Source organism: Akkermansia sp. (assembly GCF_020860705.1).
Lineage (GTDB): Bacteria > Verrucomicrobiota > Verrucomicrobiia > Verrucomicrobiales > Akkermansiaceae > Akkermansia.
In genome coordinates this window covers 29,516-52,587 of the sequence record NZ_JAJBTT010000037.1, presented here as the reverse complement: position 1 = coordinate 52,587, position 23,072 = coordinate 29,516, and the positions used below count along the sequence as shown (strand labels likewise).

Below are 23,072 nucleotides of genomic sequence, written 5' to 3'. Positions count from 1 at the left end.
GTATTCATGGAGAGCCTTTAAGAAAAATAGTCTTGCCAACGGATTCGTAATCCGGAGGAAATAGAAACATTTGAATCATCTGGTACAGACACAAAAAAAGGCCGTCCCCGAAGGAACGGCCTGAAAAATTGGAATATTTTTATTATTGGGCTCCGTTCTGCTTGAGCATCTCCTGAAGCTGTTCGGGAGAAATGCTCATGGGGCCGCCCTGGGGAGCCGGGGCTTCCGAAATGCCGTCCAGTTCCAGATCAAAAACAAGGGGGGAATTGGGTTCGATCGGAGCGCCGGGGGTATTTTCACCGTAGGCCAGCTCGGAAGGAATGTACACGATCCACTGGGAGCCGACGGGCATCGTGGTCAGGGCTTCGGCAAAACCTGGAATGACCTGGAGGGGAAGTTCCACGGACTTGCCCTTGGTATCGTCAAACACCGTGCCGTCCAGCAGCGTGCCCTTGTACTTCACCTTGAACATGGGGTTCTTGAACTTCTTTTCGTCAAACTTTTCTTCGCCGCCCTTTTTCACGACTTTGTACTGGAGGCCGGATTTCGTGGTGGTCACGCCTTCCTTCTTGCCGTTTTCCTCCATGAACTTCTTGCTGGCTTCCAGATTGGACTTGGCCTTGGCGGAGATGCGTTCGTCAATTTGCTTCTGGAACGCGTCCAGGGCAGGCTTCAGCTGTTCCTGGTCCTTGGCGGGCTTGCGAACCATGCCGTCCTTGATACCCTGCAGGAAAGATTCCTGATCCAGGTCATCAAAGGTAAGGGTGGGAATGGAGCCGAGCTGCTGGCCGCTCTGGAAACCCAGAAAATAGCCCAGGTCCTTTTTCATCTGTTCGGGAGACACAGTAATTTCTTTCTCTTGTTTGTTTTGGTCGGCCGCCGGAGTTTCAGCAGCTTTTTCTTGGGCGCCCGCCACACCCGCCAGAAGGGCGGAAACGGCAAACAGGGCGATGGAAGGGTTCATCTTCATGGTTGTTTTTATCCTTTACTTGAAAAGAGGACACCTTTTTAACGAATTCCGTTCACATCACAAGACAAGAGAATCAGTCATCCTGTCATCCGCCCGCCGAACGCGGCCGGAAATGCCCCGTTCAAAAGGCGCAAGGCTCATGCCAGCGTTTCCAGAACGCGGGCGATCATGGCGGGATAAAGGGTGTGCTCCTGCACCTGGATGCGGGCATGGAGGCTTTCCGGCGTATCCCCCGGCAGCACGGGAACGCGCGCCTGCCCCAGAATAGGGCCCGTGTCCATGCCGTCATCCACGTAGTGAACGGTGCAGCCGCTCTCCGCAACCCCGGCGTTCACGGCCTGCTCCCAGGCATGAAGCCCCGGGAAGGAGGGAAGGAGGGAGGGATGAATGTTCAGAATGCGGGAGGGAAACTCCCGCAGCAGCGGACTCTTCACCAGGCGCATGAATCCCGCCAGGCATACGCAGTCCACGCCATATTCCTTCAGGCGTGCGGCAACGGCAGCCTGGGATTCCTCCGGGAACTTGGTTTTAAATCCCGCGCAGTCAATCACCTCCGCAGGCACGCCCCAGGAACGGGCGCGTTCCAGAATGTAGGCGTCCGGATTGTCAGACATCACCACGGCGATTTCCGCCCGGAGGGAGCCGGACCGGATGGCGTCATAAATGGACTGGCAATTGGAACCAGAACCGGAACCGAGTATTCCTAATTTGGGCAATCTGGACATCCGGGGGATGAAACCACAGTTTTTTGCCCGTGGCAAGTCTGCGGCTTGACAAAAAGGCGCTGGTATTCGCCTAATAAGGGCATGAGAGACACCCGTTTTCAGGCCCTGGCGGCCCAGCTGGCAGGGTATTCCACCACCCTGCGCCCGGGAGACCGGGTTCTGCTGGAATTAACGGATATTCCGGAGGAAATGGGAATAGCCCTCATCCGGGAAGTGCGCGCCGCGGGCGCCCTGCCCTTCCTGCGCCTGAACCAGTCCCGTCTGAACCGGGAAATGCTTTCGGGAGCCACGGAGGAACAATACGGGATCATCAGCCGCCACCGCCTGACGGAAATGGAGGAAATGGACGCCTACATAGAAATACGCGGCGGGGGCAACGCCTTTGAACTGTCTTCCGTTCCCCAGGAAAACATGGCTGCCGCCATGAAGGCCCTGAACCCCGTCTCCCAGAGGCGCATCCGCCATACACGCTGGTGCGGGCTGCGCTGGCCGTCGGAAGGGATGGCCCAGCAAGCCGCCATGAGCACGGAAGAGTTTGAGGATTTCTATTTCCGCACCTGCCTGATGGATTACGCCGCACTGCGTCCCGCCATGCAGAAGCTGGCCGCCATGATGGAGGCGGCGGAACACGTGCGCATTACCGGGCCGGAAACGGATATTTCCTTTTCCATCAAGGGACTGCCCGCCATTCCCTGTGCGGGAGAATGCAACCTGCCGGACGGGGAGGTATTCACCGCCCCCATCATTGACAGCGCCAACGGCCGCATTTCCTTCAACACGCCGAGCCTGTTCCAGGGCATCCCCTTTGACAACATCCGCCTGACGCTGGAAAACGGCCTGATCGTACAAGCGGAGGCGGGGGATAAAACCGGGGAGCTCAACGCCATTCTGGATACGGACCCCGGAGCGCGCCGGCTGGGGGAATTCGCCTTCGGCGTCAACCCGGCCATCACCCGCCCCATGCGCAACATCCTGTTTGATGAAAAAATCTCCGGCTCTTTCCATCTGACGCCGGGACAGGCCTACCATGTGGCGGACAACGGCAACCAGTCCCGCATCCATTGGGACATGGTATGCATCCAGACGGAAGAGGCCGGCGGGGGCGACATTTACCTGGACGGCGCCCTGGTGCGCCGCAACGGCCTGTTCACCCTTCCGGAACTGGCTATCCTCAATCCCTCCCAATCATGACTACGGAATCCACTTCTGCAAAAAAACGCCCTCTGCTCCGCAAACTCCTTTACGCCGCGGCGGCAGCCATCCTGCTGGGCTCCCTGCTGGCCTCCTACATGTACTGGGAAGCCAACCACCTGCGGTTCAGCGAAAACGCCGCTCCCGCCGGGTGCGTACCCCGTCTTTCCGGACTGCGCATCCTGGTGCTGTCAGACGTCCATACCAACCTGTCCCTGCTGGAAAAAGCGGCGCAGATGGCGGAACAGTCCAAACCGGACATGATCGTCTTCCTGGGAGACCTTTACACGGACTTCATGAGGGCCACCCACGCCGGGGACTACATGAAGCAAATGAAGAGGCTTTCTTCCATCGCTCCGTCCTACGCTTGCCTGGGCAACCATGACATGGCCCTGCTGGACAACGTGGAACGCATCCTGAAGGCAGGGGGCTTTACCCTGCTGAGGAACTCCGCCGCCTTCATCACCATTCCCAGGCTGAATAATGCCGAATTCAAACTGGTGGGGCTGGGAGACGTGCGCGAAGGGGACTTCTTCCCGGACCGGTGCATGAGCCCGCTTGAATTTGCGGAAGACTCGTCCATGCCTACCATTGTCCTGTGCCACAATCCCAAAGGGAGGGAACTGCTGGACGGCTACCGGTGGGACCTGATGCTCTCCGGCCACACGCACGGCGGCCAGATTAAACTGCCCTTTTTTTCCACTCCCCTGCTGATGACGGAGGGGGAAACCATGTCCTCCGGGTTTTATCCTTACAAAGACAAGCACATCTTCGTCACCCCCGGCATAGGCTACATGGGGCCGGGCCGCTTCAACTGCCCGCCGGAAATCAACCTCATCACCATTCCCTAGACTTTCCTCCCGACTATCATGGTTCTCTCTCTGCTGGCTTCCGGAGGCCCCAATGACGCGCCTCCCTTCTTCACCCTGCTGACCGTCGTTTTCATGGGCATCATTGCGATTGCCCTTATCCTGGCCCATTTCCGGCAGTCCCTGCTGGCGGGCTATTTCATTTGCGGGGTGATTCTGGCCAACTGCGGCATTCTGGACCACATCCCCAATTCCGACGTCAGCATCCAGGCCCTTTCCGAGGTGGGCATCATCCTCCTCATGTTCACGCTGGGGCTGGAATTTTCCATTGACGAACTCAAGCACCTGCGGAAAACGGCTCTGATCGGCGGGGGCATCCAGATGTTCATTTGCACGGCGGCATTCGGCCTGGGCCTCCATTACGCCACGGGCATGGACCTGAGCCATTCCCTGACGGTCGGGGCCATCATGGGCCTTTCCTCCACGGCGGTCGCGCTGAAATCATTCCAGGAATTCGGCCTGAGCGGCACGTCCGGGGCAAAAATGGCGGTGGGCATCGCCCTGTTCCAGGACATTGCCGCCATCATGCTGGTGGCGATCATGCCCCAGATCTTCGCCGCTACGCCCAACTCATGGGAAACCGCGCTCAACATCGGCATGGCCGTCCTGCGGGGGCTCATCTTCCTGGGCGCCGCATGGCTGATCGGCCACTACCTGCTTCCGCGCATCATGCTGGCCGTGGCGCGGACAAAAAGCCGGGAATTGTTCACCCTGATGGTATTCGCCATCTGTTCCGGCATCGCCATGCTGGCCAGCCTGCTGGGCCTGAGCATCGCCCTGGGGGCTTTCACCGCCGGCCTCTTCGTCAGCAGCTCCTACTACAGCCACCGCGTGCTCAGCGAGGTGCTCCCCTTCAAGGACCTTTTCCTCACCATCTTTTTCGTCTCCGCCGGACTGCTGATTGACATTGACGACCTGTGGGAACACATCGGCCATGTGGCGACCTTCGCCGCCTTTGTGCTCGTGATCAAATTCGTGGCCTGCATCGTGGCCGCAAACATCCTGAAAATCCCCGGACGCATGGGCATCATGGCCTCCACTGCGCTGACCAACGTGGGGGAATTCTCCCTGGTGCTCATCCCCTTCATGCAGGAGATCACCCCCATTCCGGCTCTGGTGACCACCAATGTATACGCCATTGCCGCCGTCTCCATGGGCATGACGCCCCTGCTGATGAAGGCGGCACGGAAGCTCACCCCCCTGCTGGTGCGCATCCCGGGCCTGAAAACAAAAAGGGAGCGCCTCAGCGTGGAAACCATGATCACGCGCGTGGAGGGGATCAAGGATCACGCCATCATCTGCGGCTACGGTCCCGTGGGCAGGAGGCTGCATGAAAGCCTGGCCAGATACGGCATTCCCTGCATCATCATTGACCTGAACGCAGACACCGTCAAATCCCTGCTCAACAGCGGCCATCTGGCCTTCCTGGGAGACATCCAGCACCAGATCACCATGGACCTGGCGGGCATCCGCACCGCGCGGCTCATCGCCTTCACATTCCCGGACCCAGCCCCGGCCCTCTCCACCTACATGCAGATCAAAGGCGTCAACGCGGCCATCACGGTGATTGCCCGCGCCAAATTCCGGTCGGAAGTGGCTTCCCTGCATCATGCAGGCATCACCAACGTCATTCATGATGAAATGGAAACGGGCGCTGCCGCGGTGCGGCTGGCAAAGCGGAGTTTTGATATTATTGAACCCGTAGAGGCATCCACACTGTCCCATTAAGCAATGACGAATCTGCCGGACGCCCATACCCACCCCTTCCCGGCCGCTCCCGGCACGGCTCCGCGCTTTGTCTGCGGCACATCCCCGGCGGACTGGGAGCAGGTAGCCCTGCTGGCGGAAAGGGATGAAAACGTAACGCCCTTCTTCGGCATTCATCCGTGGCGCCTGAATCCGGATACATGGAAGAAGGAAATGCTCCTACTGGAATCCTTCCTGAACCGCTTCCCCCGTGCGGGCGTGGGGGAAACGGGGCTGGACAAATGCCGCGGCGGCATTCCGGACCTGTCCCTCCAGAAAGAAGTGCTGAAACGGCATCTGGACCTGGCGGCAAGACTGGACCGCCCCGCCGCCCTGCACTGCTGCCGCGCATGGGGAACGCTGGCCGGGATGCTGGGGGAATATCCCCGTCTGAAAGCCGTGTTGCACGGCTGGACGGGGGCTCTGGATCCTGACGGCCAGCTTCCTTCCAACGGCTGGCTTCTATCCGTCGGACCGCGTGAAACAAAACGTCCCGGCCTTCTTTCCTCCATCCCGCTCCATCGGCTGGCGCTGGAATCGGACGAACACCCGGAGGCCCTGCCGGAACTCTACCGTAGCGCCGCACAAACCCTCTCCATGAAAGAGGAAGATCTGGCCGCCCTGGTCTCACGCAATATGGAGAAAATTTCCGACCGCTCAAACACAGGGGACGGATAACTCCCTGCCGCCCGGGTGGCATGAAACGGCGGCTTTTTTCCTTGGCAGCCGCCGGCCGCCGGCTATCATGCGGGCATGGGCCTTTTTCAGGATCAAACCAGTTCTCTGTCGGAAATCAAGCGGCTTGCCGCCCTTGTCATGGATCCCTCCCGCAGGGATGAAATCGGCCCGGACCAATGGCCCCTGGCCATGATCGCCTACGGGTTGGTCACCTGCAATGAAACAGGCAGGGAAGAAGAAGGCGTCACCATTTACAACATCTTCCAATCCTGCTGCGCTCCGGACGCACGGCGCAAATGCGCGCTTCAACTGGCGTCTTTCATCCGCCAGCGCAAGGGAGACGGATGGAGGGCCCTGCTGCCCTTCGCCATGACGGATGAAGCTCCGGACATCCGCCGCCAGGCCGCCTTCCTGATTTACACGCTGGCCGCCCCGACGGCGGAGGAGCGCTTCCCCGGAATCGCCAGTCTGGCGAACATCATCTGTGCGGATCCCCTCCCCGGGCAGGCGGGAATGTCCCCGGCGCTGGACGCCCTGATGAGCCTGGGGGACATGCGGATGGCTCCCTATCTGGCCTCCATCTCCAAAAAACTCTCTTCCGACCGCCTTGCAGGCCTGCTGGCCGGCACGGAAGCCATTCCCACCGACCTGGGCTGCGGATGGCTGCTGGATGTTCTGGACGAACGGCCGGAACTTTCCTCCGCCATTGCAGCGGTGCTGGCCGGAATGCCGGCCAGGGCCAGCGAAGTCCTGGACGTGGTGGTGCCTATCCCCTCCTGGCAATTTACCAACTCCGCCGTCCAGCCGCTCCACTCCTGGAGCATCCCTGAATACCGGCTGCGCATGCGGGAACGGCTCACCAAACGCCTCGCTCCGGAAGAACAGGAAGCGGTAACCCGGGCGTGGAGCTGATTCCCCCGCAGGCTCTGAGGCGTTGCGTGCCTGGCAGCAGTCCATCTACACACAAAAAGAGCCGTTCCACCCTTCTGCGGAACGGCTCTTTAGTCCAGGAAATTCAACCTTATGCCCGTTTGCGGCGCATCAGAAGCGCCGTCAGTCCGAGAAGCCCCAGCGTGGCCGTGGCCGGTTCCGGGATGGTCAGGGGAATCGCATGCGTGTTCAGATAGGCAAAATCATTTCCGTTCAGCACGCCGTCATACACAGCCAGATTATCAAGGAACAGGCCATTGGCGGAGGTTGGTTGGTCTCCGCCTCCCTTGATGCTTGTCACCTTGGAACTATCGGAAAGATTCGTCGTAACCGTCTTAACAAGCTCGCCATCGTGATAAACCTGCATCTCATTTCCCTTGAACGTCAGTCCAAGGTAGTTCCATTCGTCGTCATTGGCAGCAAACAACTCGGTTCCTTCCGCGATTCCAATGCTGGCCCCGTTGTAAATCACCCACTTGTTTGACGCCGTCATTTCCACTTTGATGGTCGTACCTGCAATCGTCATGGAAAGAGCATCCTTCCAGTCCGGATTGGAAGAACTGTAATACAAGTGGACGCCCAAGCTGAAACCGGTGGAAAAATCCAGTCCGGCAATGCCATCCGAACTCGTGATATTGAACGTTCCTCCATTGGGACAATGAGAATACCCGCCGTCCGGAAGAGGCATGATCGCATTACTCCAGTTGATATAATTTCCTGCTTTTGAAATGGTGGTGGAACCACTACCCAAATTAATGAAATTCTGATTGCTTCCAAGCTGGTTGAAATCCAGTCCATACAGCAAGGTGGAAGCCTGTGCGCCTGAAATCAGGCACAAAGCTGCGGCGACCGCCGTTCCCTTGAAAATTAAATGACCATGGGGATTGAACATGCATTTACTGAAGCGGATAACAAATCCGTTCTCCCGGAAAAACAAACAGTAAAAATTGAAACAAACTGAAACAGAACAATGAATTACCTGTGTTCTTTTTAAAGAAATGGTTTTAAGAAAGGCAACGTTTTTTTAAAGAAAAATATAAATCCTTATTTATCAAAATCCACACTTGACATCGGATTTGTTATCCGTTGATAAATTCTCTCCCTTGATCCTGAATCTCATCCGGTATTTTGCATGCATGAAATTAATGCAGGACCAGGATCAAGGAATAAAAAACCGGGATGCTGTCAAACGGAAAGGAAGAATCCTGCGGATTCAAAAGGATTCTCCACGGAAAACCGCCTACCTTGCCACGACATGGCGATGGTGGAAATCAACAAAACTCCGGAACGTTTCCTCGTCCAGCAAATCCTCATGCGTCATCAGCAGGAGGGGGAATGGAGTTCCGTCATCCGTGTAAGGAAGGTGAATGTAATCAAACTGGGGGTTGGGTACAAAGCCATGCCTCTGGTAAAACCCCAGGCGGCGGCGGGAAATTTCATCCTCCGGAGGATCAATTTCCAGAATGACCTTGCGGGGAAAGGCATCCCTCAGCTCCTCAAGAATCCTCTGCCCGGCCCCCTGGCCGCGGAGGGAGGCATCTACGGCAAAATATTCCAGATACACGAAAGCCTCGCGCCGCCAGCTCACAAGAATGGCGACTACCCGGTTTTCCCCGTTCAAGAATACTTCATAGTAAAAATCCGGATCACGAAATGCCAGCGGAAAGTCCTGAACACGCCGCTGTTCATGTACCGGAAAACTTGTCCGGTAAATATCCAGGGAATCCGCAAACAAGGGATCATCCACCCCCGTCACACGGTGCTTGGTCAATGATTCAGGTGTCATGCCCCACATCCAACCACATACGTCTTCCTTCGGCAAGACTCCCGGGAAAACTTCTCTGGTCATGCAATCAGCTACCCGGACTTAACCCGTTCACTTTCCAAATGATGCGTCATCTTTCTAACACATAATTCAAGCCATTGACAATAAATAAAACAAGAAGATATATTGATAGGCACATAGAAACAGTTCCTCCATGTTTACGTCTACTCGCTTCCTTTCGTTTCTCCTGCCGTTCCTAATATTTCCCGGAGGTGCCAATACTGTTCTTTATGCAGAAGAAACTTCGGCTACGGACGACTGCTCTTTATATATTGAATCAAAGACGGATGTGGCATCCGCCCAGTGCATGATTAACGGAGGAAACCAAGAGGACGATAAAAAACGGACTGATGTGGGTATTGGAGAAAAAGTTGAACTGACCTTGACCGGAAAACGATTAAAAGACGTGGATTTGGATTCCATAGAATGGTCCATGGAACCGGATAATGTAGCTATTATAAAAAAATCAAGAGAAGAGAAGAACAAGGCTATCCTAACCATCAACAAGGACATTACCCAAAACACCACGTTGAGCCTTCTCGTAAAAACTAACCTTGACGAAGAACTTCCGGAGAGAAAACCTCTGATTCTTAATATTTTTATCCCATCTGAAATCATAGCAGTACATACGGGGGAACGTATTCCCAAGTGCGCAGCAGATGGAGAAAAAGACAATGCGGGAGCATCCTCCGTCCTGGATTTATCTCTGCATCCATTGAAAGTGAGTTTCAGTAATATCGCCTTTATTGAACGGGCGAATGATCCGGAAGGTTTCCAACCGGAACATCAACCCGGCGCCGTTTTGTTCCGCCCCAATGCCAAAAACAAGGCAACACCCAGTGACCATATCGGATGGATGTTTAAGCCCGGAATCCGATTGCCCCAGTTGCAGGCTTCCAATCTTCCCAGGCCCTTTTCATGGTCATGCGGCTGGTATGTCCGTTCCGACGACAAGGACTGCCTTCTGATTCATGGCAAACCCTATCCCCAGGATTTTAACTTCACTTATGACGGAGAAGAAATCGATGAAGCGTCTCCAACCAAAGGCTTGCAAAACGTCAAAGTAACCGTCTCCAAATTTGGCCGCACCGTGACACGCAGTACGGCAGGCAAAGCGCTTCATATCAACTCATAAATTCTTTCCAATATCATTCCATGAAATCTCTTTATGTACCTATTCTTCTGAGTTGGACGGCCCTCCTTCTCTTCCATTCTCCTGCTTTCTCCGACATTCGTCTCCCCATCCCCTCAGCCATCAAAAATCTTAACAAGCAGAACACGAAACTGCTTCAACTTAAAAAACTTCTCGATGAAGACAGCATCATTTCCTTCTACCAAGAAGCCGACAAAATGTTGACGCAAGCAGACCGTTACAGCAAAAAGGAAGTCACACCCCAGGAACTCACCGACGGACTTTTCCTGTGCTATCTGATCGCCACCGCTCCATTCATCGACGTCAACCGGCACAGCAACGTCGTGTGGCTGATGAATTACACTGACTTAGATTATGAAGTCAAAGACTTCATGTCCTCAAGCGTCCCCTTCACCGCCCTGACAGACAAACGCTCCAACCTTCCAGGAAAAGAGGAAGCCCTACGATTCTATCTCACAGCGAGAGCCCTGGTTCTCCAGCAATTCCGGAGCAGTTTCGATCACGCCTTTGAGGCCACCTGGATCTGTTCGGAAATGCTTCTGGACCATGCCCCCCAGCTCACCGGCGACCGGGAAGCAGCCGGCGAATTCGCCAACAGGCTCGCAACCAATGAGGCAAGAAACAATAAACTTAAAAATATCATACCCAGAAGGGAAAGGATATTCGTCCGCGAATTGATGCAGTGCTTCCCGTCCAAGGCAGTGGAAGTCAAAAAATACCTCCGTATGGCCGGCTATAGCGACAAAGAAATCCCTGCCCTGCTTGACAGGACCGTCGGCAGGGTTCCTGAAGCCCAGTACCTGTACAAAGGGTTGCCGAAACGGCGGGATTGAACGCTTCATCTCCATTAAAAAGAGGGGAAGCTCTTCATGAAATCCATTTAAAGTTCCATTCCGGAAACACAGGAATTAAACTAATTTCATGATGCTGCCCATAAAGACTTTCCTGCTGCTGTTGTTCACCTGGGCTGCCTCTTCCAGCTGCATCCAGGCGGAAACTGGCCTGGACCGGGAGAATTCCTGGCCGCGCTGCGCACCCGCACGCCCCGGAGACCACATTCTTTTCCTGGGAAACAGTTACACGTTTTTCAACCGCATGCCCGCTATGGTCAAGGCGATGGCGGACACCAAAGGGCTGCGGCCGGACGTCCACATGCACGCGGCTCCGGCAGCGTCCCTCCAATCCCACTGGAATGATGATGCAGCCCGCAAGAAACTGGAAGGGACGGCCTGGAACATGGTCGTTCTCCAGGATCAAAGCGCCACTCCCATCGTGGCCCCGGAACGGACGATGGAATTCGGCGGCAAATGGTGCTCCCAGGTGCGGAGTACCCAGGGAACGCCCGTCCTGATGCTGACGTGGGGAAGAAAAGGCGCCTCCGGTGTTCCGGACCCGCAGGAGCAAAAAGCTCTTCTGCACACATACCTGGAACTTGCGCGCCGTGAACAGGCAGCCGTGGCCCCCGTAGGCATAGCCTGGGAAAACTGCCTCAAACGCTATCCTGGGATTGCCCTGTACCAGGCGGACGGACAGCACCCCACGGAAGAAGGCAGCTACCTGACGGCCTGTGTGATGTACTGCACCCTGTTCGGGAAATCGCCCCTGGGGCTGCCGGGAAAACTGTCTCTGAAAGGAGTGCGCCTGTGCAGCATTCCCACAGGCAGGGCCAGGATGCTGCAAACCATCGCCCGGGATACGTGCCGCCAGCTCTTCGCCGCGCCTGAGGGCCCTCGTCCCGGAACCGCCAAGCCATAGTCGGCGTACTCCGCCGCATAGCGCAGAATCTACTCGCAAAACAGCTGCCGCCTCTTTATCATGGCGGCGATCACTTATATATATCATGAGCGAACAAGTCATTATCATCGGTGCAGGGTGCGCAGGCTACACGGCGGCCATTTACACCGCCCGGGCCAATCTTTCTCCGCTTCTCATTACAGGCTCCCAGATCGGCGGCCAGCTGACCACCACGACGGAAGTGGAAAACTTCCCCGGCTTTCCGGACGGCGTGATGGGGCCGGACCTGATGTTCCTGATGCAGCAGCAGGCGGAAAAATTCGGCACCCGGTTCGCGTATGAGGACGTCAAGAGCGTCGTCAGGGATGAAGCCTCCGGCCTGTTCACCGTGAAGACCAGCGGACAGAATTACGAAGCCCGCAGCATCATCGTGGCTACGGGCGCATCCGCCCGCTACCTGGGCATTCCGGGAGAGGAAGGCCTCATCGGCCACGGCCTTACCGCCTGCGCCACCTGTGACGGAGCTTTTTACCGGGACGTGCCCGTGTGCGTGGTGGGCGGCGGAGACAGCGCCTGTGAAGAAGCCATGTTCCTGACGCGTTTTGCTTCCAGGGTTTACCTGATCCACCGCCGCGACACGCTCCGCGCCTCCAAAATCATGGCGGAACGCACGCTGTCCAATGAAAAGATTTTTCCGATGTGGAATTCCACCATCGCAAGTTACAAGACGGACGACCGGGGAGAACTGGAAGCCGTCATGCTGAAAGACGTGGTGGAAGGGGATGAAACGGAACTGCCCGTCAAGTGCGTCTTCATGGCGATCGGCCACACGCCGAACACCTCTTTCCTGGGAGACCTGGTGGACCGGGACGAGGCAGGCTACATTATCCGGGAACCCGGGCTCATGGCGACCAAGACGCCGGGCCTGTTCGCCGCCGGAGACGTGGCGGACCCCCATTACCGCCAGGCCATTTCCTCCGCCGGCATGGGCTGCGGCGCGGCCATTGAAGCGGAACGCTACCTGCTGGGGCTGTAAGCCCATCTTCCGGAGAGGGCCGGAATTTCTCTATCATTCCGGTCCTTCCCCGCCACAGGAAAACGGACATGCATCACTACAGCATCTTTGAGCTTTTCAGCATCGGGATAGGCCCTTCATCCTCCCATACCGTGGGACCCATGCGGGCGGCGCACCGCTTCCTGGAGCAGATACGCCACTCCCCGCGACTGGCGGAAATCACGGGAATCCGCTGTGAATGCTACGGTTCCCTGGCGGCCACCGGCCACGGGCACGGCACGGATACGGCCATTATGCTGGGCCTGCTGGGGGAAGAACCCCACACGGTGGAGCCGCGCAGCATTCCCGGAAAAATAGGACTCCTGCACCAGCAGGAAATCTTGTCTGTCACGGATGGAAAAACCGTCCGCTTCTCTCCCACACGCGACCTGGATCTTTCCCATTACCAGCCCCTGCGCCTGCACCCGAACGGAATGCTGTTCACGGCCGTCAATCAGGACGGGGAACCAGTGGAAGACGCCGTGTTTTATTCCACCGGAGGCGGCTTCGTCGCTTCCGAGCAGGAACTTCTGCATCCGGAGAAGCCGGAACGCGAACCCTTCCCCCTCCCCTATGAATCCGCAGAAGAGCTGCTGCGCATGGCGGATGAACGGGCATGCCCCCTTTCCTCCATTGTCATGGCTAATGAATGCGCCCTGCTCCCGGAACGGGAAGTCCGTGAAAAGCTGGACCTGATCTGGAGCACCATGAAACAGTCCATCTCCAATGGCATGAGTGCGCGGGGCAACCTGCCGGGCGTTCTGCAAGTTCCCCGCCGCGCCAAGACCTTGCGCAAATCCCTTCTGGTGCATGGAGAGTCGGCCCTGAAAGACCCCCTTTCCATCATGGACTGGATCAACCTGTACGCCATTGCCGTGAGTGAGGAGAACGCCGCAGGCGGACGCATCGTCACCGCGCCCACCAACGGAGCGGCGGGGATTGTACCGGCCGTTCTCAATTACGCCACCAAATTCTGCGTTTCACCGTATCAGGACGCCGTGCACCGTTTCCTGCTCACCGCAGGCGGCATTGCCATCCTGTACAAGAAAAACGCCTCCATTTCCGGCGCGGACGTAGGCTGCCAGGGGGAAGTGGGCGTGGCCTGCTCCATGGCGGCGGCCGCGCTGGCGGAGTACCTGGGAGGAACGCCCCACCAGGTGGAAAACGCCGCGGAAATAGGCATGGAACACAATCTGGGCCTCACCTGCGACCCGATCGCGGGCCTCGTCCAGATTCCCTGCATTGAACGCAACGCCATTGCCGCCATCAAGGCCATCAACGCCGCCCGCATCGCCATGGGCGGCACGGGCGCCCACTTCGTCCCTCTGGACAAGGTCATCCGCACCATGCTGGATACAGGAAGGGACATGCAGTCCAAGTACAAGGAGACCGCCCAGGGAGGACTGGCCGTGAACGTCGTGAACTGCTAAAGGGAAACGGAAATCATCCCATGGGATTCCATATGTGTCTGTTCCCGTAAAAAACACTCCGGCGGATTGACAGATACGGGGAGCAAAGGTAGGGTGCGGGCATGTTTTCACGCCTTTTTCTCGCTCTGGCCCTGCTCCTGGGCGGCACGGGACTGTCCCGGGCCGTCCACGTCGTCATGTGCGGCGGTCCCGCCCTCAGACAATGGGAAGGGTTGAGAATACAGCCTGACAGGCATGACAACTGGTGGGCCAACTTTGTCAGGGCCTCCACCATCCGCATCGCCCAAATCCAGCAAAAGGACCCCTCCGCCAGAATCACCTGGATCGTCTACCGCCCGGGCTATGCGGCACGAGGAAAGGAGGACGGCAAGCCCTATACCCGCTGGATTGCCGATCTGGCTTCCAAGTACAAAATCAAGCTCGTCTGGGTCAACACCGCTGACCAGGCCATCCAGGCCTTGAATTCGTCACCCCGGTTCCGGGGGGACAAGGTGGAATCCTTCTACTACTTCGGCCACTCCAACTGCTTTGCGTGGATGCTGGACTACGGCAACAACATCATGGCCGTCTCCACGGAGTGGATTCATGAAACGGACCTGAACCGGATACGCCGCGACATTTTCACGCCGCAGTCCGACTGCCGTAGCTTCGGCTGCTACACGGGAGCCAGCATGTCCGGCTGGTGGAAGCGCATCGTGGGCGTTCCCCTCTGGGGCAACACGGAATCCACCCGTTACGGCCCCGTCTCCGACGGCAGGCTGCCGGAAGGCGTGGGCAAGTGGGTTAAATGAACAAATTAACAGTTAACAGTGAAAAGTTAATACTGCTTTTACCATTGTATTGACCTGCACTGTTCACCATTTGCCGATCCCGTATTGCTTTTCTGGGAAAAAACCTTTATCATCATACCCATGCGGACTGACTTCCGCCATTTTCTGACACAATCATGAACCAAGCACCCAATGTTGCCATCGTCGGCGCCACCGGAGCGGTGGGCGTCGAGATCCTGTCCTGCCTGGAAACCCGCCAATTCCCCGTCGGCTCACTGAAGCTGCTGGCCTCCGCCCGGTCCGCCGGGAAACAGGTCTCTTTCCGGGGGAAAATGCTGACTGTGGAAGAATTGACGGAAAAATCCTTTGAAGGCGTGGACATTGCCCTGTTCAGCGCAGGCGGCGGCATTTCCCTGAAATTCGCCCCTATTGCGGCAGCGGCAGGATGCGTGGTCATTGACAATTCCTCCGCGTTCCGCCAGGACCCGGACGTCCCTCTGGTGGTGCCGGAAATCAACCCGGAAGCGGCTTTCAACCATCCCCGCAACATCATTGCCAACCCGAACTGCACCACCATCATTACGCTGATGGCCCTGTTCCCCCTGCACCAGCGCTTCGGGCTGAAAACCGTCATCGCTTCCAGCTACCAGGCAGTCTCCGGCAGCGGCCAGCACGGCATTGCGGAACTGGAATCCCAGGTGCGTGCCGTGGTGGACGGCCATCCCGTGGTGAAAAACGTTTATCCGCACCAGATCGCCTTCAACCTTCTTCCCCAGATCGACTCCTTTACGGAAAGCGGTTATACGAAGGAAGAGCTTAAAATGCTCCATGAAGGCCGCAAAATTCTTTCCCTGCCCGGTCTCAAGGTGACGTGCACCTGCGTGCGCGTGCCCGTGTACCGTTCCCACTCCATTTCCGTGACCGCCCAGTTTGAACAGCCCGTGGACGTGGAAACGGCCCGCAAGGCCTACGACGGGAAGCCCGGCGTGGCCCTGATGGATAACCCCTCGGAAGGCGTATGGCCCACTCCGCTGGACAGCACCAACGGGGATACCTGCTACGTGGGGCGCATGCGTAGAGATCTGGCTATCGACAATGCGCTGACCCTCTGGGTCGTAGGCGACCAGGTCCGGAAGGGGGCCGCCCTGAACGCCGTGCAAATTGCGGAACTGCTGGTCAACCGCTGAATGAACTCCACCCCGCACCCATTCCATAACGTCATGTGTGAACAACCTCTGAACGAATACATTACAGAACAATGCGCCCTGATTGACGCGGCGCTGGACAGGCTTCTTCCCGCTGAGGATGAAAGCCCAGAAACCATCCACAAGGCCATGCGCTACAGCATGTTTGCGGGTGGCAAAAGAATGCGCCCCGTGCTTTGCCTGGCCGCGGCGGAAGCCTGCGGAGGGCTGGCGGTGAATGCCCTGGTGCCCGCCTGCGCCGTGGAAATGATGCACACGTATTCCCTTATCCATGACGACCTGCCGGCCATGGACAATGACGACCTGCGCCGCGGCAAACCCACCAGCCACAAGGCCTTCGGGGAAGGAGTCGCCATTCTGGCCGGAGACGCCCTGCTGACGGAAGCCTTTGCCGTGATCGCCCAGGTGGATGATACGGAACGCTATACCGTCCGGGACTACGTCAAGGAACTGGCGGCCACCGGCGGAAGCAGCATGCTCATCGGCGGCCAGGTGCTGGACCTGGAAGGAGAGCACAAGCAGCTTTCCGAACCGGAGGTGCGCGCCGTGTATGAAGGGAAGACGGCCGCCCTGGTGACCACGGCCCTCCGCTTCGGCGCCATGTCTGCCAATGCCACGGAAGCCCAGCTGGAAGCCATCACGGACTTCGGGTACAATCTCGGCCTGGCCTTCCAGGTGATTGACGACATTCTGGATCTGACCGCTTCCACGGAAAAGCTCGGCAAGACCGCCGGGAAGGACGTGAACGCCCAGAAATCCACCTGCCCGGCCCTGATCGGCCTGGACGGCGCCCGTTCCGAAGCGAAATGCCGTACCCAGGCAGCCCTGGACGCCCTGATGATTTTCCCGGAAGAACGCCGCACGCGCCTGGTGGAACTGGCCAACTACCTCCTCAACCGCGAATATTAAGCCATATTCCGTTCATGCCCGCAGAAACCGTATCCGACAACGTGGAAACCCTGATTAACCTGGCGCTGGCCGAAGACTTCGGTCCCGGCGACGTGACCTCCACGTATTTCGTCCCGGAGCACCTGGCCGCCAGGGCCATTCTTACGCCCCGGAAAAAGGGCGTTCTTTCCGGAGTCAATGTGGCGGCGGAAGTCTTCCGCAAGGTAGACCCTTCCCTGAAAGTGGAAGTTTACCTGCATGACGGGGAAGCCGTGGCGCCCGGCGCCGTGGTCATGCTCATTGAAGGCTCCGCCCGCTCCATCCTGGGGGCGGAACGCACCGCGCTCAACTTCATCCAGCGTCTTTCCGGCGTAGCGACGCTTACCAGGAAATACGTGAAAGCCGTTTCCCACACCAGCGCCCGCATCCTGGACACCCGCAAAACCACTCCCGGCTACCGCCTGTTGGAAAAAGCGGCCGTGGCCCACGGCGGGGGCACCAACCACCGCATGGGACTTTACGACCGCGCCATGGTGAAGGACAACCACCTGATGACGGACGGCAACACGGAACACCTCCAGCAGTGCATCAACAAGCTGCGCGCGGAAAAGCCCGGCGTGGAAATCCAGCTGGAAGCGGATACCCTGGAACAGGTGGAAGCCTTCCTCAAGCTGGAAGGGGTGGACCACATCCTTCTGGACAACATGGCGCCGGCCATGCTGAAGCAGGCCGTCGCCCTGCGCGGCGACCGTGCCACGCCCCTGCTGGAAGCAAGCGGAGGAGTCAATCTGGACACGGTGGCCGCCATTGCGGAATCCGGCGTGGACTTCGTCTCCGTAGGCTACGTCACCCACTCCGCCCCCTCCCTGGACCTGGGGCTGGATTTCAGCATGGAATAACAGCTACACTTCAACCCATCATGGACCTGTCCAATTTCAGAGAAGAATACCTCAAAGGCCAGCTGCACAGAAAAGACCTGGCGGAGAACCCCTTTGAACAATTTCAAACCTGGTTTGAACAGGCCCTGAAAGCGGACATTCCGGAACCCAACGCCTTTTCCCTGGCTACGGTGAACGCGCAGGGAAGGCCTTCCCTGCGTACGGTGCTGCTCAAGTACTTTGACCAAACGGGTTTCGTCTTCTTCACCAACTACGGCAGCCACAAGGCCCACGACATTGAAGAAAACCCGCAGGTCTGCATGATGCTGCCCTGGGTGATGCTGGAACGCCAGGTCATCATTTACGGAAAGGCTGTCAAGGTCTCCCGCTCGGAATCCCTGAAATACTTCCTCACCCGGCCCAAGGAATCCCAGCTGGGCGCGTGGGTATCCCAACAGAGTTCCGTCATTTCCGGAAGAAAACTGCTGGAAATGAAGCTGATGGAGTTGAAAAACAAATTCTCCAAGGGAGAAATCCCCCTGCCCTCCTTCTGGGGCGGCTACCGGATTATTCCGGACACGTTCGAATTCTGGCAGGGCGGTCCCGGCCGCGTTCATGACCGTTTCATGTACAAACTTCAGGAAAACGGTTCCTGGACGATCGAACGCCTCCAGCCATGATCAACGAGCGCGCAACAGACCGGGGAATCACTTTCCTGGACGTGGAAACACCGCTCTGCACGGCCTCCCTGTGCCTGCAGGGAGCGAACCTGACGTCCTGGAAGCCGGAAGGACACGAAGAATGCCTCTTCCTTTCCCCCAATGCGGTCTTTGCCCCCGGCAAAGCCATCCGCGGAGGCATTCCCGTCTGCTGGCCCTGGTTCGGGCCCAAGAAAAACGCGCCATCCCACGGCGTCGCCCGCATCTCGGACTGGCGCATTCACCATCAGGAAACGGACAAGCACGGAAACGTCCTGCTTTCCCTGTCCTTTTATCCGGAAAACGAGGCCTATCCCGCAGCCATCCTGCGCCTGACGCTGGGCCGCACGCTGGTCATGAAGCTGGAAACGACCGCGCGTGTGCAGCCTTGCAGGCTCACGGAAGCCTTCCATAACTACTTTTCCATCGGCAACCTGACCAAATGCCGCGTTCACGGACTGGAAAACGTTCCGTTCCGTGAAGAAGCGTCCCACCCCATGAAGCACGGAGAACGGCCGCTGGCCCCCCTGGGGTACCTGGACCGCGTGTACGATTGCCCGGACCACACGGGAAAAATCGTTCTGGAAGATCCGGTCCTGAACCGTTCCATCACCGTGGAACGGGAACATGCCTCTTCCGTCATTGTCTGGAACCCCGGCCAGCAGGGCGCGGCGGACATGGCGGACCTGGGAGCGGATTTCTGGAATAAATTCCTTTGCGTGGAATCGGGGAATGCCGTTCCCCGGACGCTTCATCTTGCCCCGGGGCAGTCTCATACCATGTGCCAGAAGATTTCCGTGGCGCCCCTTTCCTGATAAAATGGCTCCCGGAAGTTTCCCGGGACGCTGTCCGCATGGCAGCCGCACCCGGAGAATATCTTGTTTAAATGTTCATTTTATTGAACTTATCTTCCTGATAAAAAGAAACCCCGGATTTATAATCCGAAGTCAACGAAAAAATCTGGGGAAAAGTTGGTTAGGGATAATAGGGCATATAGGGATGGCGGGAATAACAGGGGCCGGCAAAATTCCCCTATCGCCCCTATTATCCTTATGTTCCCTATCAATAGACCTCCTTGGTGGCGGCGCTGATTGATCACGGATTATAAATCCGTATAGGACATCCCTATTATGAAGATTAAACTCCCTTTGGTTCTTTTAACCTATATCCTCGCCACCCTTCCCTCTCTTGCAGAAACTCCCGCCCCGGCGGATGGAGGGAGCGTCTCCATCACTCAAGACATCCATTATGAGCTCAGTACTGATACGGAATATAAGGACACCGTATTCCGGGTAGATCCTTCCGCTTCACAGAACCGGCTTGAGGTCTCGTTTCAAGGGGATGGCGGCCAAAGCCTCACCCTGAACAAGGAAGATCGCAAAGACGGGCACGCCCAATTCTTTTTCGAAAGTTCGATCAGCAACCCTACGGTTGTCAACCTGTTTACCCTGTCCATTTCCCAATTGGACAACCTTCAGCTCGGAGGAACGTACGGGGCCATTGAATTAGCCAACTATCAGGGAGATTCCGTATTTTCCATCACTGACATCCACGGAAACGTCTCCCTGGATAACAACACGATTGAATACGGAGCAAACCAATCGGATGCCCTGGTATCCCTGTACTCTTCCGGAAATAACACCATTGCCATCAGCAACATCGGAGGGACCTTGTCCATCAGCAATAACACAAAAAGTCAAGGGAGAGGGCAATCCGGACTGGGATTGCTTATTAACAGCTACAACAGCACGGACACCTATGTTGACAATTTGATTCAAATTTCCCATGTCCGGGGAGGAATTGACATCCGGGACAATACCTTTTCATCCGGCCAGGGCGTTATTGCCATTTTCAATGACGTGAAGGCAGGAAGCGCCGTCATCACGGTGGACAACATCGCCGGCGGTATCCGCTTCGTGAACAACTCCGGCTCCTATTCCTTCGGCGCCTGCCTGAGCGCAGGCTGCAAAGTTGACTGGGGCGGAGAATTATTCAGCGGCCATGCAACCGTCCAGCTTTCCAACATTCAGGGAAACATACTTTTCCAGGATAACAGTTCCTATGTCGGATCCGCCATTTTTGTCAATGGCACGGAAAGCATGCTTTCCATTTCCGGCGTGGAGGGCAACGCATCATTCATCGGAAACCATGCGGATCTGCATGGCGGAGCCATCTATTTTGAAACGGGCTGCGTCTCTGAAAACAATATATTGTCCATCCAGCACGTACGGGGAAACGTCCTGTTTGAAGGCAATTCGGCAAAAGAGCTTGGAGGAGCCATTTGCAGTTCCGCGCCCATAGAGGATGAATATGGCAACCCCATCGGACCTGCCGACGCCCGGATCATTTTATTGGCCGACGGAGGAGACATGATATTCCAGAACAACGTCATGTATGTAAATGGGGCAGACCCCATCGCCAACGCTATCCTGGCGGATGGAAAACACAAGGTGGAACTGGGCGCCGCGGCCGGACGCAAAATTGCCTTCTATGATCCCATCGTCATGCAGGATGATCAGGAGAATGCTTCCTCCCTGCATTTAAACGAAGGATCGGGAAGTGAGGGAGAAATCCTCTTCTCCGGCAGGGATTATGCAGACTCGGACAATGCGGCCAATTACACCTCCACCCTCACGGGGGACGCCATCCAGTACAACGGCATCGTCCGTCTGGACCAGCGGGCCGCCCTGCAACTGGTCAACTACGTCCAGGAAGGCGGTGCGCTGGCCATGGGGCGCCGCACCTCCCTGACCGCCTCCGGAAACGTTTCCCTGAAAACCCTGACGCTTGACCTCCGGGAGGCCGGGGACGCCGCTTCCATCACGGCTGCAGGCTCTGTTTCCGCCGACCGGCTCACTGTGTACGGCTCCTCTTCCAGCGTTGCCGCAGGAGAAACCGTACTGACCATCAAGGCGGCCTCTTTTGGAGGGATTCTTGAGCAGCCGGCGGATGATTACAAGGCGGCCATGACGGATGACCGGGGCATGACGTTCCTTTTGGGAATGAATTGGGAGCTCAACGAAGAAGGCGCCCTTGTCTTTACCACCGGCCATATCATTGAAGAAGGAGTCATTGCGGAACTCCAGGGGAGCAATATTGCCAATTCCATGCTTTCCTGCGCCTCCACCCTGCGTTCATTCTCCGGCACGGGGCTGGCACACCTGGATACCGCCCGCTTCCTCTCCCCGCTCAAGAGCAATGTCTGGACCAGCGGTCTGGGAGATTTCCAGATGCAGAGGACCAAGGGCGGCATTGAAGGGTTCGACTACCAGGGCGGCGGCTTTGCCGCAGGGGGAGACTACAGGCTGGGGGAACAATGGCTGGGAGGGGTGGCCTACGGCTATACTTCCGGCAAAAACATCAGCCGGGAATACCGGGCCACTAACAGGCAGAACACCAACATGGGACTTATCTACACGGGCTGGAGGCTCCCCATGAACAAGGGGCAGGCTCTCACGATCACTGCCGCCGCCGGCTTCAGCAGCAGCAACAACAGCCTTTCCTCCGTGACCTCCGGCGGCCAGAACTCGTCGGGTTCATGGACCAACCGGGCATGGGACGGCACCGTGAAGGCCGCCTGGGAGCTTCCCGTTGGCAGGGGGCTGGTTCTCACACCCCAGATCGGGGTGGAATACACGGATGTGGTGCAGGAAGCGTTTACGGAACGCGGAGAAATGGCGCGGCGGTTTGAGCGTGGACATTACCGCAACCTGACCCTTCCGGTGGGACTTTCCCTGACCCGGAGCCTGACGGTGGGTGGCATGCCCTGGAGCCATACCGTGAGCGTGGAATATCTTCCGGACGTGTACCGGAGCAATGCCGGAACGCATGCGCGCCTGATTGGCAGCGGGTATGCATGGGGAGTGGAGGGAAGCAAGCCCGCCCGGCAGGGGGTAAGGGCTGGAATCTCCGGACGGCTTCAAGTAACGGATAACTGGAGTGCGTACGGGAGCTACGAGGTGGAGGCCCGCGACAACTTCGTGAACCAGAGCGTGATGCTTGGAGCAGGCTATTCCTTCTAGGAGAAAACGGACAAAATCATTTAGAACCGGGTTCCCTTTCCCAGGGAGCCCGGCTTTTATCTACCACACCGCTTCCTCCGGACGACACAGGAAAAATCCTTTTTCCTGCTCCCATGTCCAGATACCAGATTGCCTCTCTCCCGGAACAGCATCGCCCTTGAAATCCTCTCTGTCGACTATAGCGCCCGGGCTGGCGCTTCCCACGCCGTTTTTCCATAATTCGCTAGGGATAGGGGACGAAATGGACCGGGGGCCGCTCCCGCCGAAGGCCCGGACTGCTCCCAGCCAGCCAGGGAAAGAGGCAGG

At 57.3% G+C, this 23,072-nt stretch carries 21 protein-coding genes; 17 read left to right on the top strand and 4 right to left on the bottom strand.

All coding sequences use genetic code 11. The annotated features are described in order from the left end of the window. Positions 1–142: 142 nt before the first annotated feature. Positions 143–970: an FKBP-type peptidyl-prolyl cis-trans isomerase N-terminal domain-containing protein gene (locus tag LIO64_RS08620; RefSeq protein ID WP_290549036.1), complete on the bottom strand. Its 828-nt coding sequence runs from the start codon at positions 968–970 to the stop codon at positions 143–145. Between the two features lie 137 nt (positions 971–1,107). Beyond that, positions 1,108–1,695, bottom strand: a complete 588-nt coding sequence (gene purN, locus LIO64_RS08615) for a phosphoribosylglycinamide formyltransferase (protein WP_290549035.1) — start codon at positions 1,693–1,695, stop codon at positions 1,108–1,110. Positions 1,696–1,776: 81 nt separating this feature from the next. Between purN and LIO64_RS08610 the strand changes: the two genes are divergently transcribed. The 5 genes from LIO64_RS08610 to LIO64_RS08590 all read left to right on the top strand — a co-directional run bounded on the left by LIO64_RS08610 (position 1,777) and on the right by LIO64_RS08590 (position 7,091). Then, the gene (locus LIO64_RS08610; protein WP_290549034.1) at positions 1,777–2,886 is read left to right on the top strand and encodes an aminopeptidase; all 1,110 of its coding nucleotides are present in this window, start codon (positions 1,777–1,779) and stop codon (positions 2,884–2,886) included. Beyond that, a complete protein-coding gene (gene yaeI, locus LIO64_RS08605; RefSeq protein WP_290549033.1) occupies positions 2,883–3,737 on the top strand; it encodes a phosphodiesterase YaeI in 855 nt (284 codons plus the stop codon). The genes LIO64_RS08610 and yaeI overlap by 4 nt, the downstream gene beginning before the upstream one ends. Before the next feature lie 18 nt (positions 3,738–3,755). Next, the gene (locus LIO64_RS08600; protein WP_290549032.1) at positions 3,756–5,483 is read left to right on the top strand and encodes a cation:proton antiporter; all 1,728 of its coding nucleotides are present in this window, start codon (positions 3,756–3,758) and stop codon (positions 5,481–5,483) included. Between the two features lie 3 nt (positions 5,484–5,486). Beyond that, complete coding sequence (locus LIO64_RS08595; protein WP_290549031.1) at positions 5,487–6,179, top strand: TatD family hydrolase; 693 nt, start codon at positions 5,487–5,489, stop codon at positions 6,177–6,179. A gap of 75 nt (positions 6,180–6,254) precedes the next feature. Further along, complete coding sequence (locus tag LIO64_RS08590) at positions 6,255–7,091, top strand: hypothetical protein (RefSeq protein WP_290549030.1); 837 nt, start codon at positions 6,255–6,257, stop codon at positions 7,089–7,091. Positions 7,092–7,200: 109 nt separating this feature from the next. Here the strand turns inward: LIO64_RS08590 and LIO64_RS08585 are convergent, their stop codons facing one another. Both LIO64_RS08585 and LIO64_RS08580 read right to left on the bottom strand, forming a co-directional pair. Then, the gene (locus tag LIO64_RS08585; RefSeq protein ID WP_290549029.1) at positions 7,201–8,001 is read right to left on the bottom strand and encodes a LamG-like jellyroll fold domain-containing protein; all 801 of its coding nucleotides are present in this window, start codon (positions 7,999–8,001) and stop codon (positions 7,201–7,203) included. Between the two features lie 348 nt (positions 8,002–8,349). Beyond that, positions 8,350–8,895, bottom strand: a complete 546-nt coding sequence (locus LIO64_RS08580; protein ID WP_290549028.1) for a GNAT family N-acetyltransferase — start codon at positions 8,893–8,895, stop codon at positions 8,350–8,352. Between the two features lie 193 nt (positions 8,896–9,088). Here LIO64_RS08580 and LIO64_RS08575 point away from each other — a divergent pair, with 193 nt between their 5' ends. From LIO64_RS08575 to LIO64_RS08520, 12 genes are all read left to right on the top strand, one after another. Beyond that, on the top strand, positions 9,089–10,069 hold the full coding sequence (locus tag LIO64_RS08575) for a hypothetical protein (protein WP_290549027.1): 981 nt from the start codon (positions 9,089–9,091) through the stop codon (positions 10,067–10,069). A 20-nt stretch (positions 10,070–10,089) separates the two neighbouring features. Next, complete coding sequence (locus LIO64_RS08570) at positions 10,090–10,920, top strand: hypothetical protein (protein WP_290549026.1); 831 nt, start codon at positions 10,090–10,092, stop codon at positions 10,918–10,920. An 88-nt stretch (positions 10,921–11,008) separates the two neighbouring features. After that, on the top strand, positions 11,009–11,842 hold the full coding sequence (locus LIO64_RS08565) for a hypothetical protein (protein WP_290549025.1): 834 nt from the start codon (positions 11,009–11,011) through the stop codon (positions 11,840–11,842). A gap of 85 nt (positions 11,843–11,927) precedes the next feature. Beyond that, positions 11,928–12,857: a thioredoxin-disulfide reductase gene (gene trxB / locus LIO64_RS08560; RefSeq protein ID WP_290549024.1), complete on the top strand. Its 930-nt coding sequence runs from the start codon at positions 11,928–11,930 to the stop codon at positions 12,855–12,857. 68 nt (positions 12,858–12,925) lie between these two features. Next, the gene (locus tag LIO64_RS08555) at positions 12,926–14,305 is read left to right on the top strand and encodes an L-serine ammonia-lyase (RefSeq protein WP_290549023.1); all 1,380 of its coding nucleotides are present in this window, start codon (positions 12,926–12,928) and stop codon (positions 14,303–14,305) included. Positions 14,306–14,406: 101 nt separating this feature from the next. Further along, the gene (locus LIO64_RS08550; RefSeq protein ID WP_290549022.1) at positions 14,407–15,096 is read left to right on the top strand and encodes a hypothetical protein; all 690 of its coding nucleotides are present in this window, start codon (positions 14,407–14,409) and stop codon (positions 15,094–15,096) included. 155 nt (positions 15,097–15,251) lie between these two features. Then, on the top strand, positions 15,252–16,262 hold the full coding sequence (locus LIO64_RS08545) for an aspartate-semialdehyde dehydrogenase (RefSeq protein WP_290549021.1): 1,011 nt from the start codon (positions 15,252–15,254) through the stop codon (positions 16,260–16,262). A 33-nt stretch (positions 16,263–16,295) separates the two neighbouring features. Next, the gene (locus tag LIO64_RS08540; protein WP_290549020.1) at positions 16,296–17,189 is read left to right on the top strand and encodes a polyprenyl synthetase family protein; all 894 of its coding nucleotides are present in this window, start codon (positions 16,296–16,298) and stop codon (positions 17,187–17,189) included. A gap of 14 nt (positions 17,190–17,203) precedes the next feature. Then, positions 17,204–18,067 carry a carboxylating nicotinate-nucleotide diphosphorylase gene (gene nadC, locus LIO64_RS08535; protein WP_290549019.1) on the top strand — a complete coding sequence of 288 codons (864 nt, stop codon included), beginning with the start codon at positions 17,204–17,206 and terminating at the stop codon, positions 18,065–18,067. Between the two features lie 20 nt (positions 18,068–18,087). Continuing rightward, positions 18,088–18,726 (top strand): pyridoxamine 5'-phosphate oxidase, encoded by a 639-nt coding sequence (pdxH, locus tag LIO64_RS08530; RefSeq protein WP_290549018.1) that lies wholly within the window; start codon positions 18,088–18,090, stop codon positions 18,724–18,726. Then, entirely contained in the window at positions 18,723–19,559 is an 837-nt protein-coding gene (locus LIO64_RS08525) for a D-hexose-6-phosphate mutarotase (protein ID WP_290549017.1), read from the top strand. Before pdxH ends, LIO64_RS08525 begins: the two co-directional genes overlap by 4 nt. A gap of 315 nt (positions 19,560–19,874) precedes the next feature. Beyond that, the gene (locus tag LIO64_RS08520; RefSeq protein ID WP_290549016.1) at positions 19,875–22,766 is read left to right on the top strand and encodes an autotransporter outer membrane beta-barrel domain-containing protein; all 2,892 of its coding nucleotides are present in this window, start codon (positions 19,875–19,877) and stop codon (positions 22,764–22,766) included. Positions 22,767–23,072 lie beyond the last annotated feature (306 nt).